The organism is Streptomyces sp. NPDC056987 (genome assembly GCF_042673865.1).
Lineage (GTDB): Bacteria > Actinomycetota > Actinomycetes > Streptomycetales > Streptomycetaceae > Streptomyces.
This window is the reverse complement of sequence record NZ_JBHURV010000012.1, coordinates 59,670-73,003: the sequence shown is the minus strand read 5'-3', so window position 1 is coordinate 73,003 and position 13,334 is coordinate 59,670. Positions and strand designations below refer to the sequence as shown.

The window sequence follows — 13,334 nt, the reverse complement described above, 5'->3', positions numbered from 1 at the left end:
CACCGTCGCAGCCTGAACGTGGGGCCCCGCCTCACCTTCGCCAGAACAGGTGGTGCGTCACGCCGCTCGGGCTGGGCACAACCTCCAGGTGGAACCGGTCGAGCAGTTCGTCGGGGGACTCCCAGAGCCGCAGTCCGGACCCCAGCCTTACCGGTGAGACCGCCACATGCAGGGTGTCGACGAGGCCGGCATCGAGGAACTGCCGGATGGTGGTGACCCCGCCGCCGAGTCGGACGTCCTTGCCCTGCGCCGCTTCCCGCGCCCGTTCGAGGACCGTGGCCGGATCGCCGTCGACGAAGTGGAACGTGGTGTCGGAGAGCGTGAACGACGGACGCGTGTGGTGGGTCATGACGAACACCGGCGTGCGGAACGGGGGCTCCTCCCCCCACCAGCCGCGCCATTCATGGTTCTGCCAGGGCCCGCGCTGGGGTCCGAACTTGTTGCGGCCCATGATCTCGGCACCGATGTTGCGCGCGAAGTCCCGCGTGAAGTAGTCGTCGAGGCCCCGGCTCCCGCCGGAATCCGTGCGCATGGGCCAGCTCGCCGTGGCTCCGGCCCAGGCGAACAGCCTATCGGGATGGTCGAAGCCGAACGGCCGCTCGAAACTCTGGGCCTCACCGGCTGCGATTCCGTCACTTGAGACGTTGAAGTTCATCACTCTCAGCAGTTGATCCATGTCTGTCCTCGTCAGGTCCTGTCGCGTCATCGTGCGGCGGAGCGCCGCACACCATTACGTCGAACGGGAGGTGGCCGGATCGACAGCGACGCGCGACTTTTTCCACGGCGTGCGAGGAATCGGCCCCCGTAGCGGCGGATCAGAGAGGTGCGGGTTCGGTGCCGGTTCCCGGTTAAGGTGACCGCTTGTATCGCATGACGGCTGGGGAGTCGGAGCATTCGTGCGAGGGGGTGGAGGGGCACTCATGAAGATCCGTACGGTCGGGGCGGGGCTCACGGCTGTGATGCTGGCCGCGCTCGTGGGGTGCGGGACCAGGGCGGGCCAAGAAGGTGGAGAAGCCCGAGAAGCCCGAGAAGCCGGAGAAGGTCGCCTCTCGTCCCGGACGCTGCAGGGCCGATGGTGGACCTGGGCGTCGACGGAGCCCGAGCGGACGAATCCGGTCGCCGATCAGAACGGAAGCGCGTGCGAGCGGAACCAGCCGGAGGACGTGTGGTTCCTGGCCGGTACCTTCGGCACCCGGGCCAAGCGCACGTGCGGCATCCCCGCCGGGATGCCCATCGCTTTCCCCCTCCTGAACCGGGTCGGTGAACCGGCCGACTGCGCGGGCTTCATGAGGACGGCCGAGGGCTCCGCTGTCCTGGACGGCAGGAAGCTCGCGTCGGACATCTACGAGGGAGAGCCGATCGAGGTGCGAAGCGTTGCCGGTAACCCCGTCACGGGTACGGACGGCCGCTTCACCACCATCGGCTGCGGACTCTGGGTCCAACTGCCCCCGCTGGAACCCGGCCGGCACACACTGACGATCCGTGGCCGGTCCGGCGACTTCTCGACCGGTGTGGACTACACGCTGACGGTGGACGCCGCGTCAGGGTGACACAGGATCTGCCCATGGAACGAGTCGTTGACCTCGATCAGGCGGCCGCGGTGATCGATGAGCGCGTCGCACGATGGCTGGAGGCCGGACTCGCCGTCGGCCGGACGACGTGGCGGGACGAAGCCGCGCCATGGCCACCGCAGTTGGAGACCGACCGGGAGTTGGTACGTGATCCCGATTCGGTCGGCGTGCGCATCTCCGGTCCGGCGGACACCGAGCTGGGCGTAGTGCTCTTCCGCGGTGGCTGGGCCGATGTGGAGTTCATCGCGGATCTCGACGATGCCGGAATGCTGCCGGCGTTCGGCATCGACTCGGCGGCGGCGTTCGGTGCCCGGCTCGATCAGTGGGTGCTACGGGTCTTCGGGTAGGTCGGCGCCCAGCAGAGGCACACGGGTGCCACGCGAGGCGCTGTCACAACGCGTTCCTTGCTATCCGCGAAGAGTTTCCCCGCTGCACCCCTTCTGTTGGCCATGCCTGGCTAATCTCCATTCGCCCCGATCTGGCTGAGGAGAGGTACGTCCATGAGCACCCCGGTCTACCGCCCCTCAACTCGGCAGTCCGTGGCTGCTCCGATGCCGAACCAGCAGCGCCGGGACCGTAGTCGGGACGGGAGTGTGTCCGGGATCTCGACGGAGCACGCCTTACTGGACATCCAGTCCAGCGCCGGTAACCGAGCCGCGACCGCGATGGTGCAGCGCGCCAGGGGTACCGCGAAGGGGAAGGCGCCGGAGAACGGCAACGAGAACGGCAACGCGAACGGCAACGCGAACGGCAACGCGGCCTCCGGGTCGAAGAGTTACCGCGACCGGATCGCCGGGATCCTCGACAAGCTCAAGAAGAATTTCGAGCTCATCGACACCTTCGTCAAGGGCGTCCATGTGCCCGCCAACGCGGGCTTCTCCCAGCAGGCCTCCGCCACCGTCAACGAAGGGCTCAAGCAGTCCGCCGGCTCCTCGGGGACCGCCGCCGCGTCGGGGAACCTCGTCACGGAGGCCGCCGGCACCCTGCTCAGTGGCATGGAGGCGGCCAAGGCCAAGAAGGACGCCAAGAAGCACAAGGACGGGGCCGCCTTCCACGGAGCGGACAAGAAGGCCAACACCAAGTCGGCCGACGCGGTCGTCGGCGCCGCCAGCTCCGGAAGCTACGCCCTCGGTATCGCCAAGGAGCTGACCAAGGCCCAGAAGGCGGCGGGCGCCGCGACGGCGTCCGAGGCGAGCGGCATCGGCTCCGGTGTTGTCGGCGCGGTGAAGGGGGCCCGGGCGGCGGGCCGGGTCGGGCTGACGGCCCGCAAATACCGCGCCCTGAAAGGGCTCGGGAAGTCGGACCGGGTCGACGACGAGGCACTGGCCCGGCTGAACCAGGCGCGGCAGCAGGCCGAGTGGGCCGCGGCCGAGGCGTATGTCGCGCTGGACGCCCAATGGGGCCACGAGGGCGAGGACCGGCTGGACCGCGTCCTGGAGGCCATCGACGTGGCGTGGACGGCGATGGGTGACGCCCGTGACGCCGCGAGAGACGTCCGGCAGGCCGAGGACATGAACACGATGGACACGGTGCACACGTACGCGCTCGGCAAGCAGCGCAACAAGATGGGCAAGCAGGCGTTGACCGCCGTGGGCGAGTCCACCAAGGCCGCGGGCGGCGTCGTGACGGCGGTCGCCGCCACGGCGGGAGGTGCCGGGCTGGCGAGCAACCCGGTCGGCTGGGGCCTCGCCGCGGGCGCGGCCGGCCTCATCCTCGGCGTCACCGCCTACCGGGCGGGCCGCGCGGGCAAGAAGCGCTACGACGGTGCCCGCCACCCCGAACGCTGGGCGGCGGACGAGACCCCGGCGGAGCCCGCCTCCCGCGAGGATGCGCTGAAGGAGGCCCTGAAGTTCTGGAAGAAGGTGGAGAACGGCGAGCGCCAGGCCATGGCTCGTAAACTCTACGGACTGGCCGCGGGCGCGGACATCAAGGGCAGCGGCGATACCTCGGCCCACATGCGGGAATCGGCCAGAGCCCTTCTCGTCGCGCTCAAATCAGGCCCCGCCAACCAGCGGCTGTCCCCGGAAGCGTGGGCGGAATCCCTCAACGACCCGGCGAAGAGCGCCGCTTGGATCAAGGAGATCGCGGAACAGCTGTCCTCGGCCTGATCGGTGGAAGGCACCGGCCGTGAAGGTGCGCCGGAGAAACCCGTCGTCGTGAGCCGAAGCGGTGCCGGGCGCCGTCATCGAGGAGGGCCGGGACCTGTCCCGGCCCTCCTCGGCCGGGACCTCTCCTCGACGAGCGGCATCCCGGCGGACAGCGCCCACCGCCTACCGTCCGCTGCCGGCCTTTCGGCCCGGCGTCACTTCAGGTGCCGGCCGAAGAACCGGTTCCCGTCGTCCACCTCGAACCACGGGGTACCGGTGTGCCCGCCCATATTGGCGTGCAGCGTCTTCTCCTCGGTGCCGAAGGCGTCGAACAGGTCCAGGGCCCGCTGCCGGGGGTTCCCCTCGTCGTCCCACTGCAGCAGGAGCAGCAGCGGAACGGTGACCCGCCGGGCCTCCTCGCGCTGGGCGTGGGGCACGTACCCCCCGGCGAAGAAACCGGCGGCCGCGATGCGCGGCTCGGCCACCGTCAGCCGGATGCCGACGGCGGTCCATCCCGAGTACCCGACCGGGCCGCCGATCTCGGGCAGGGCGAGGAGGGCGTCCAGGGTGGTCCGCCATTCCGGGACCGTCTTCTCGACCAGCGGGCCGATGAAGGACTCGAAGATCTCGTCGACCGGCTCGCCGGCCCGCATCGCCCGGCGGAGGTCGGCGCGGGCCTGCTCGTCGGCGGCGGAACGGGGCCGGTCGCCGCATCCGGGGGCGTCGATGGAGGCCACCGCGTAGCCGTACGACGCGGAGTGCCGGGCCCGGGCCACCAGCCGGGGTTCCCCCTTGGGCAGGCCGTTGTTGTGGGCCATCAGGATCAGCGGGACGGGTGCGGCGGATTCGGGCGTCCACAGGGTGCCGGGGATCTCGCCGAGGGTGAATTCGCGTTCGAGGACGCCGTCGTCGAGGCGATGTTCAGAAGTGAATCGCATGGTCGTGCCTTTCGGGAGTGCTCGTGAACGGCGCTCCCCGGGCGACCTATCGCCCGACCGTGACCCCGGAGGGGAGCACCCATGTCGATACTGCGTTCACGGGTACCACCTCCTCGTTCTCTCGCACGGCCTCCGGGAAGGTAGCAGTGGCCGCCGTGGTCCGCCAACGGGTTTTCGCGCGGCGGTCAGCGCCCCTTCCGGGCCGCGTCCGGACCGTACGGGACCACGACCACCTGGTACGCGTCCTCGTAGACCACCCTGCCCGGGTCCGTCGAGCGCAGTTCGTGCCAGCCGACGCCGTGCGCCGTGAGGAGTTCCAGGTAGCCGGACAGGCGGGCGATCAGTGGCTCCGCCTCGGGGGAGGACTTGAACCAGGCGACCGCTCCCGGGTTGTGGTCCGGGTCGTAGACCAGGGGGTCGACGGTGGACGGGTCGGGGTAGTTGGCGTCGTACCAGTCGTTGCCGGCCCGCCAGAAGCGCCACTGCTCCTCGGTCAGGGCGCCGCGCCTCGCCAGGCCGTTGGCCAGGGCGAAGACGCCGGGGTAGTGGCCGCGGGGGCTCCGGACCGTGCTCTGGTAGCGGGTGAACGCCGGGGGCTGGGGGTGCTTGGGTGAGTCCGCTTCGGGTGCCGTGTTCGGTTTGTTCATGGGGGTGTCCTTCCGGCCCGTCGAAGACGGCATTCTGGCATCACGGCACAGGAGGAGGTACGGGGATGGCGTGGCGGTGCGACGGGCTGCGGTGGGACGGCGGGGGCCCGTGCTGCGGTGGCGGCGGAGTGGGGAGCCGGGTGCGGAGCGGGGTGGGGAGCGGCGGGAGAGTGTGTTGGTGTACGGGCGTGACCTGGGGTTCCGTGCGGTCGGGGCGCGGGGGTGCGTCGGGGCGCGGGGGAATGTGTGCCCCCTCGGGGCGGTGGTCCCCGGGCGGAGTACCGGCGGGCGGTGCGGGGAGTGTGCGCGGCTGGAGCGGGCGCACTCCGTGGCCGCCGACACCCTCGCCGACGATCCGCGCACCTACCGCGTCTACCTGGCGTGGTTCGGGCCCGGCATGGTGAAGGTCGGGATCACCGCCGAGCAGCGCGGGTCCGCTCGGCTGCTGGAGCAGGGCGCGGTGGCGTTCTCCTGGCTCGGGCGGGGGTCGCTGATGGCCGCGCGGCGGACGGAGGAGCTGGTGCGCAGGGGGCTCGGGGTGCCGGACCGGGTCCCGTACGCGGCGAAGCGGGCCGTACGGTACGCGCTGCCGGGGGCGGTCGAGCGGGCGGGCCAGGTGGAGCGGCTGCACGCCCGGGCGGCGGCGCTGGAGGGGTGGCCGCAGTCGCTGGAGCGGATGGCTTTCGGCGCCGTCGACCACGCCGGGGTGTTCGGGCTGGAGCGTACGGATACGGCGGCCGTGAGCGGGGTGGTCGGCGAACTGGTCGACGGAGGGAGTGTCGCGGGGCGGCTGGTCGCCGCCGCCGGGCCCGATCTGCATCTTGCCCCCGCCGGTGACGAGAGGGAGGTGGTCGTGCTGGACACGCGGCTCATGAGCGGCTGGGAGCTGGTCGAGGGCGGCGGCGCGGACGCGGTCACCGTGCCCGTCGTGGAGGTACGGGGCGCCGGTGGCGATGTGCAGGACGGGCTGTTCTGACATGGGCGATGACATGGGCAGTGAGGTGGGCGACGAGGTGGGCGACGAGGTGGATGCCGTACGGCGGTTCCGGGAGCGGATCGGGGTGCCCGCCCTGGTCGACGTCCACACCCACTTCATGCCCGACCGCGTCCTGCGGAAGGTGTGGGCCTACTTCGACTCCGCCGGGCCCCTCACCGGCCGGGAGTGGCCCATCACCTACCGCCACGGCGAGGCCGAACGCCTCGCCCTGCTCCGTGCGTTCGGCGTGCGCGCGTTCACGTCGATGGTCTACCCGCACAAGCCGGGCATGGCCCGCTGGCTGAACGGCTGGGCCGCCGGCTTCGCCGACCGTACGCCCGACTGTCTGCGGACCGCCACGCTCTTCCCCGAGGAGGACGTCGGGCGGTATGTGCGGGAAGCCGTCGAGGGCGGCGCGCGGATCTTCAAGGCGCACGTCCAGGTGGGGGCGTACGACCCGAACGACCCGCTGCTCGGCCCAGCCTGGGGGCTGCTCGCCGAGGCCGGTGTGCCGGTGGTGATGCACTGCGGTTCCGGGCCCGTGCCCGGGAAGCACACCGGGCCGGGACCGGTGGGGCGGCTGCTCGCGGCGCATCCGCGGCTGCGGCTGGTCGTCGCGCACCTCGGGATGCCGGAGTACACCGACTTCCTGGATCTCGCGGAGCGGTACGGTGAGGTACGGCTCGACACCACGATGGCCTTCACGGACTTCAGCGAGGGGTTCGCGCCCTTCCCGGACGCGGAGCGGGCGCGGCTCGCCGATCTCGGCGACCGGATCCTGCTGGGCACGGACTTCCCGAACCTGCCGTACCCGTACGTCCATCAGCTCGAAGCCCTGGAACGGCTCGGGCTCGGCGACGGCTGGCTGCGCGCGGTCTGCCACGGGAACGGGGCCCGGCTCTTCGGGCTCGGATGAGGTGAGGGTCGCCGGGTTCGGATGACGTGCCCGCCGATGCCCGGACGACGCGCCCGGATGACGTGTCCGTCGCGGGCCCCGTGCGCCGCGTGCCCCGGCGGCCACGCATTCTCAGGGGATTCACAGGAAGCGGCAAGGTCTCTCTCAGAGCGCTTGCCCAAGGTGGGCACCATGACCCTCACCTCGCCCCGCGGGCGTACCGAAATGCTCAGGCCGGACGGGAGCCCCGTCCGTGTGCTCGTCGTCGACGACGAGACCTCGCTCACCGAGCTGCTCTCTATGGCCCTGCGGTACGAGGGCTGGGAGGTGCGCAGCGCCGGGGACGGCGCCGGTGCCGTGCGCGGTGCGCGGGAGTTCCGGCCCGACGCCGTGGTGCTGGACGTGATGCTGCCGGACATGGACGGTCTCGCCGTCCTCGGCCGGCTGCGCCGCGAACTGCCCCAGGTGCCGGTGCTCTTCCTCACCGCGAAGGACTCCGTCGAGGACCGGATCGCCGGGCTGACCGCGGGCGGGGACGACTACGTCACCAAGCCGTTCAGCCTGGAGGAGGTCGTGGCCCGGTTGCGCGGGCTGATCCGGCGCTCCGGGGCGGCGGCCGTACGGAGCGAGTCGCTGCTGGTGGTCGGGGACCTGACGCTCGACGAGGACAGCCACGACGTCACCCGCGACGGGCACTCCATCCACCTCACGGCGACCGAGTTCGAGCTGCTGCGCTACCTGATGCGCAACCCGCGCCGCGTGCTGAGCAAGGCCCAGATCCTCGACCGGGTCTGGTCGTACGACTTCGGCGGCCAGGCCAACGTCGTCGAGCTGTACATCTCCTACCTGCGGCGGAAGATCGACGCGGGCCGCCCGCCGATGATCCACACCCGGCGCGGCGCCGGCTATCTGATCAAGCCCGGCGAGCCCGGTGACGCCCCGCGATGACGCGTGCGAAGGGCACCAGAGGGGTGAAGGGGCGGCGCTGGTCGCTGCGGACCCGGCTGGTGGTGTCGGCGGTCGCGCTGATCGCCGTGGTGGCCGCGGTGATAGGGGCGGTCACCACGATCGCCTTCCGCTCCTATCTGTACGGGCAGCTGGACCAGCAGGTGCGGTCCGTCGCGGAACGCGCCGCGGGGCCCCGGGACGGGGCCGTCGCCGACACCCCGCCGCCCGGCGGGATCCCCGGCGGCAGCAAGGATCCGCTGGAGGTGGTCACCGGCGGTGGCGCGCCGCTCGGCACCGTCGGCGCGGTGGTCTCGGCCGACGGTACGGTCGGCCGCGGCCTCGTCAGCGATGAGCAGAAGAGCTCCCCCTCCTGGCCGCCGGTCTCGAACAAGGACCTCACCCCGGCACAGAGCGCCGCCCTCGCCACCGTCGCGCGGGACAGCGGCCCGCACACGGTCACGCTGCCGGGACTCGGCGACTACCGGGTCACCTACATCGAGGGCTTCAAGGGCGACTTCCTCGTCGGTATCCCGCTCAAGGACGTCCAGGACAACCTCAACACCCTTGTCCTCGTGGAGGTCTGTGTCACCCTCGCCGGTCTGGTCGCGGCCGGGATCGCCGGCGGGGCCCTCGTCGGGGTCGCGCTGCGTCCGCTGCGGCGGGTCGCGACCACCGCCACCCAGGTCTCCGAACTGCCGCTGCACAGCGGGGAGGTGGCGCCGCTCGTACGGGTGCCCGCCGCCGAGGCCGATCCCCGTACCGAGGTCGGGCAGGTCGGCGCCGCGCTCAACCGGATGCTCGGGCACGTCGGCTCCGCGCTCGCCGCCCGGCAGGAGAGCGAGACGCGCGTCCGGCAGTTCGTCGCCGACGCGGGCCATGAGCTGCGGACACCGCTGGCCTCCATCCGCGGGTACGCCGAACTGACCCGGCGCGGCCGGGAGGAGACCGGCCCCGACACCCGGTACGCGCTGGGCCGGATCGAGGCCGAGGCGGAACGGATGACCGGGCTGGTCGAGGATCTGCTGCTGCTGGCACGGCTCGACGCGGGACGCCCGCTCTCGTACGAGGCCACCGATCTCTCCCCGCTGGTCGTGGACGCGCTCAGCGACGCGCACGCCGCCGGGCAGGGTCACCACTGGCGGCTGGAGCTGCCGGGGCCCGAGGAGCCGCCCGCCCTCGTGCACGGTGACGCCTCCCGGCTCCACCAGGTCCTCGTCAACCTCCTCGCCAACGCCCGTACGCACACCCCGCCCGGCACCACCGTCGTCGCCCGCGTGCGCCGGGACGGTGGCTCGGTGGTGCTCGACGTGCGGGACGACGGGCCGGGTATCCCTCCCGCGCTGCTCCCCCATGTCTTCGAGCGCTTCGCGCGCGGCGACGCCTCGCGCTCCCGCGCGGCCGGGTCCACCGGGCTGGGTCTGGCGATCGTCCAGGCCGTCGTCACCGCGCACGGCGGGACCGTGGCGGTGGAGAGCGTGCCCGGCCGGACCGTCTTCTCCGTACGGCTGCCGTACGCGCCGGCCCCACGGGGCACGACAACCCCACAGGGTGCGGCAACCCCACGGGACGCGGAGGCGCCTCGGGGCCCGGTCCCGTACGACTCACAGACAGGGCACAGGCTCACCACACGGCCGTGACAGCGCGCCCCGCGAGTGTCTGATCATGCGAACCGACACTTCATGGGGCACCCTCCCGGCCCGGGAGCATCTCCCGGTCGAGGTGACCGAGGCCCCCGTACTCGACGTGACCGTTCCCGTCTACAACGAGGAGCAGGACCTCGAACCATGTGTGCGGCGTCTGCACGACCATCTCGCCCGTACCTTCCCCTACAGCTTCCGGATCACGATCGCGGACAACGCGAGCACCGACCGCACCCCCGAGGTCTCCGCCCGGCTGGACGCGGAGCTGCCGGAGGTACGGGCGTACCGCCTGGAGGAGAAGGGGCGCGGGAGGGCGCTCCGTACCGTCTGGTCGCACTCCGACTCGCCCGTCCTCGCCTACATGGACGTGGACCTCTCCACCGATCTGAACGCGCTGCTGCCGCTGGTCGCCCCCCTGATCTCCGGGCACTCCGATCTGGCGATCGGCTCCCGGCTCTCCCGGTCGTCGCGGGTCGTGCGGGGGCCGAAGCGCGAGTTCATCTCGCGGGCCTACAACCTCATTCTCAAGTCCTCCCTGTCGGCTCGGTTCAGTGACGCCCAGTGTGGGTTCAAGGCGATACGGCGCGATGTCGCCGAGCGGCTGCTGCCGATGGTCGAGGACACCGGCTGGTTCTTCGACACGGAAATGCTGGTGCTCGCCGAGCGCGCCGGACTGCGGATCCATGAGGTGCCGGTCGACTGGATCGACGACCCCGATTCCACGGTGAACATCATCAGCACCGCGACCGAGGATCTGAAGGGCGTCTGGCGCGTGGGGCGTGCGCTCGCGGTGGGCGCGCTGCCTTTGGACCGGCTGGCGAGGCCCTTCGGGGACGATCCGAGGGACCGCCGGATCAGTGGGGTTCCCGGCGGTCTCGCCAGGCAACTGGTCGGCTTCTGTGTCGTGGGCGCCCTGTCCACGCTCTTCTATCTTCTCCTGTACTCGCTCTTCCGCGCCACGGCGAGTCCACAACTCGCCAATGCCGCCGCCCTCTTGGTCTCGGCGATCGTCAACACCGCCGCCAACCGGAGGCTCACCTTCGGGGTACGCGGCCGGGACGGCGCCGTCCGCCACCAGGCCCAGGGCCTGGTCGTCTTCGCGATCGGCCTCGCCCTGACCAGCGGTTCGCTCGCGGCCCTGGACGCGGCCACCGGCAATCCCGCGCACTCCACCGAACTGGCCGTACTGATCGCCGCCAACCTCGCCGCCACAGTGCTGCGCTTCCTGCTCCTGCGCGCCTGGGTCTTCCCGGACCGGCGCACCGACGACCCCACGGACGCTCGCTCCGCCGCTCCCTCCTCCGCCGCTCCCTCCTCCGCCGCTCCTTCCTCCTCCGCCGCTGTCTCCTCAAGGAATGCCCGATGACCACGACCCTTCAGCCCGACGGGCCCGCCCTGGCGGCGGACCACCACGCCCGCGGCGCCGCCGGCGCCGGACGCGCCGCCCGCCTCTGGCAGGGCAGGCCGGAGGACCCGGCCTGGGTGCGCCCGGCCCTGCTCGCCCTCCTGCTGACCACCGCGCTCCTCCAGCTCTGGAACCTGAGCGCCTCGGGGTACGCCAACTCCTTCTACTCCGCGGCGGTGCAGGCGGGCAGCGAGAGCTGGAAGGCGTTCTTCTTCGGCTCCTCCGACGCCGCGAACTCGATCACGGTCGACAAGCCGCCGGCCGCGCTCTGGCCGATGGCCCTGTCCGTACGGCTCTTCGGGCTCGGCTCGTGGCAGATCCTGGTGCCCGAGGTGCTGATGGGCGTCGGCACGATCGCGGTGCTGTACGCCGCCGTACGCCGCCGCTTCAGCCCGGTCGCCGGGCTCACGGCGGGCGTCGTCCTGGCGCTGACGCCGGTCGCCGCGCTGATGTTCCGCTTCAACAACCCGGACGCGCTGCTCGCGCTGCTGATGACCGTCACCATCTACTGCGTGCTGCGCGCGCTGGAGGCGGGCCGGACGAAGTGGCTGGTGTGGGCGGGGGTCGCGGTCGGCCTCGCCTTCCTGACGAAGACGCTCCAGGCGTTCCTGATCCTGCCGCCGCTGGCCCTGGTGTACGCGGTCTGCGCGCCCACGTCCGTACGGCGCAGGCTCGGCCAGCTCGCCCTGGCGGCGGGCGCGATGGTGGCCGCGGGTGGCTGGTGGGTCGCGATCGTGGAGCTGTGGCCCGCGTCCTCCCGCCCGTACATCGGCGGCTCGCAGAACAACTCCTTCCTTGAACTGACCTTCGGCTACAACGGTCTCGGCCGCATCAACGGCAACGAGACCGGCAGCGTCGGGGGCGGCGGCGGAGGCGCCGGTGGCCCTGGCGGCGGCGGTGGCGGTGGTATGTGGGGCGAGACCGGCATCGGCCGGATGTTCAACTCCGAGGTCGGCGGCCAGATCTCCTGGCTGCTGCCCGCCGCGCTGATCCTGCTCGTCGCCGGACTCGTCATCACCCGCAGGAGCCCGCGTACGGACCCGGCGCGCTCGGCGTTCCTGGTGTGGGGCGGCGCGCTGCTGATGACGATGGGCGTCTTCAGCTTCATGGCCGGCATCTTCCACCAGTACTACACGGTCGCCCTGGCCCCGTACATCGCCGCCGTCATCGGCATGGGCGTCGCGGTGCTGTGGGAGGAGCGGGCGCACCTCCTGGCGTCGGCGACGCTCGCGGTGACGGCCGCGGCGACCGCGGTCTGGGCGTTCGTCCTGCTCGGCCGGACCACGGACTACCTGCCGTGGCTGCGCTGGGCGGTGCTGATCGGCGGTCTGGTGGCCGCGGCCGGACTGCTGTGCGTGGGACGGCTGGGACGGCGGCTTGCGCTCGGCGCGGCGGGTCTCGCCGCGGTGGCCGCGCTGGCGGGTCCGTTCGCGTACACCCTGACCACGGTCAACAGCGCGCACACCGGCTCGATCGTCACGGCGGGCCCGGCCTCGATGGGCGGCTTCGGCGGGGGCGGGCGGCGCGGCTTCCCCGGCGGCGGCCCCGGCGGGGGCGACGGCGCCGGAATGGGGATGCCCGGCCAGCAGGGCCAGGGCCAGGGGCAGGCTCAGGGGCAGGGCATAGGGCAGCCCCCGACCGGCGGCGGACAGGGGATGGGCCAGCCCCCCACGCAGAACGGCCAGACGGGCCAGAACAGCCAGAACGGCCAGAACGGTCAGCAGCAGGCCCGCGGGATGCCCGGCGGTGGCCTGCCCGGCGGCGGCGCCATGGGCGAGCGCGGCGGCATGGGAGGCGGCGGCATGGGCGGCCTCCTCAACGGCCAGAACGTCAGCACCGAAGTCGAGGCGGCCCTCAGGAAGAACGCCTCCGACTACACCTGGGTCGCCGCGGCCATCGGCTCCCAGAACGCCGCCAGCTACCAGCTCGCCACCGAGAAGCCCGTCATGGCCATCGGCGGCTTCAACGGCAGCGACCCGTCCCCGACCCTCGCCCAGTTCAAGAAGTACGTGGCCGACGGGAAGATCCACTACTTCCTCTCGGGCAGCGGCGGAGGCCCCGGCGGCAACGGCAGCTCCTCCATCACCACCTGGGTGGAGGCCACCTTCAAGAAGGTCACCGTGGACGGCACGACGCTCTACGACCTGACGGAGAAGGCCTCCTGACCGTGTTCGCCACCATGTTCACCCATATTGCCTATACGGCGTAAGGGAAAAACCTTGTACGG

At 71.8% G+C, this 13,334-nt stretch carries 11 protein-coding genes and 1 pseudogene; 9 read left to right on the top strand and 3 right to left on the bottom strand.

From position 1 onward, the window contains the following. Positions 1 to 31: 31 nt before the first annotated feature. Positions 32 to 676, bottom strand: coding sequence for a dihydrofolate reductase family protein (locus ACFTZC_RS16410; RefSeq protein ID WP_382890142.1), 645 nt, complete (start codon positions 674 to 676; stop codon positions 32 to 34). Positions 677 to 920: 244 nt separating this feature from the next. Here ACFTZC_RS16410 and ACFTZC_RS16405 point away from each other — a divergent pair, with 244 nt between their 5' ends. The 3 genes from ACFTZC_RS16405 to ACFTZC_RS16395 all read left to right on the top strand — a co-directional run bounded on the left by ACFTZC_RS16405 (position 921) and on the right by ACFTZC_RS16395 (position 3,679). Beyond that, positions 921 to 1,550 carry a signal protein gene (locus ACFTZC_RS16405; protein WP_382890140.1) on the top strand — a complete coding sequence of 210 codons (630 nt, stop codon included), beginning with the start codon at positions 921 to 923 and terminating at the stop codon, positions 1,548 to 1,550. A gap of 14 nt (positions 1,551 to 1,564) precedes the next feature. Continuing rightward, a complete protein-coding gene (locus ACFTZC_RS16400; protein WP_382890138.1) occupies positions 1,565 to 1,918 on the top strand; it encodes a hypothetical protein in 354 nt (117 codons plus the stop codon). A gap of 153 nt (positions 1,919 to 2,071) precedes the next feature. Beyond that, positions 2,072 to 3,679 (top strand): hypothetical protein, encoded by a 1,608-nt coding sequence (locus tag ACFTZC_RS16395; RefSeq protein WP_382890136.1) that lies wholly within the window; start codon positions 2,072 to 2,074, stop codon positions 3,677 to 3,679. Between the two features lie 194 nt (positions 3,680 to 3,873). Here the strand turns inward: ACFTZC_RS16395 and ACFTZC_RS16390 are convergent, their stop codons facing one another. Beyond that, the gene (locus ACFTZC_RS16390; protein ID WP_382890134.1) at positions 3,874 to 4,596 is read right to left on the bottom strand and encodes a dienelactone hydrolase family protein; all 723 of its coding nucleotides are present in this window, start codon (positions 4,594 to 4,596) and stop codon (positions 3,874 to 3,876) included. A 185-nt stretch (positions 4,597 to 4,781) separates the two neighbouring features. Further along, positions 4,782 to 5,243, bottom strand: a complete 462-nt coding sequence (locus tag ACFTZC_RS16385) for a hypothetical protein (RefSeq protein WP_382890132.1) — start codon at positions 5,241 to 5,243, stop codon at positions 4,782 to 4,784. A gap of 65 nt (positions 5,244 to 5,308) precedes the next feature. On the opposite strand from ACFTZC_RS16385, the pseudogene ACFTZC_RS16380 reads away from it, so the two are divergent. The 6 genes and pseudogenes from ACFTZC_RS16380 (at position 5,309) to ACFTZC_RS16355 (ending at position 13,272) form a co-directional block, all read left to right on the top strand. Continuing rightward, a pseudogene (locus ACFTZC_RS16380) lies at positions 5,309 to 6,219 on the top strand (DUF2797 domain-containing protein). Between the two features lies 1 nt (position 6,220). After that, positions 6,221 to 7,135 (top strand): amidohydrolase family protein, encoded by a 915-nt coding sequence (locus ACFTZC_RS16375; RefSeq protein ID WP_382890130.1) that lies wholly within the window; start codon positions 6,221 to 6,223, stop codon positions 7,133 to 7,135. A 171-nt stretch (positions 7,136 to 7,306) separates the two neighbouring features. Continuing rightward, a complete protein-coding gene (locus ACFTZC_RS16370; protein WP_382890128.1) occupies positions 7,307 to 8,062 on the top strand; it encodes a response regulator transcription factor in 756 nt (251 codons plus the stop codon). Next, on the top strand, positions 8,059 to 9,699 hold the full coding sequence (locus ACFTZC_RS16365; RefSeq protein ID WP_382890126.1) for a sensor histidine kinase: 1,641 nt from the start codon (positions 8,059 to 8,061) through the stop codon (positions 9,697 to 9,699). The genes ACFTZC_RS16370 and ACFTZC_RS16365 overlap by 4 nt, the downstream gene beginning before the upstream one ends. 25 nt (positions 9,700 to 9,724) lie before the next feature. Further along, positions 9,725 to 11,068: a glycosyltransferase gene (locus ACFTZC_RS16360; protein ID WP_382890124.1), complete on the top strand. Its 1,344-nt coding sequence runs from the start codon at positions 9,725 to 9,727 to the stop codon at positions 11,066 to 11,068. Next, positions 11,065 to 13,272 carry a glycosyltransferase family 39 protein gene (locus ACFTZC_RS16355; RefSeq protein WP_382890122.1) on the top strand — a complete coding sequence of 736 codons (2,208 nt, stop codon included), beginning with the start codon at positions 11,065 to 11,067 and terminating at the stop codon, positions 13,270 to 13,272. Before ACFTZC_RS16360 ends, ACFTZC_RS16355 begins: the two co-directional genes overlap by 4 nt. Positions 13,273 to 13,334: the final 62 nt, after the last annotated feature.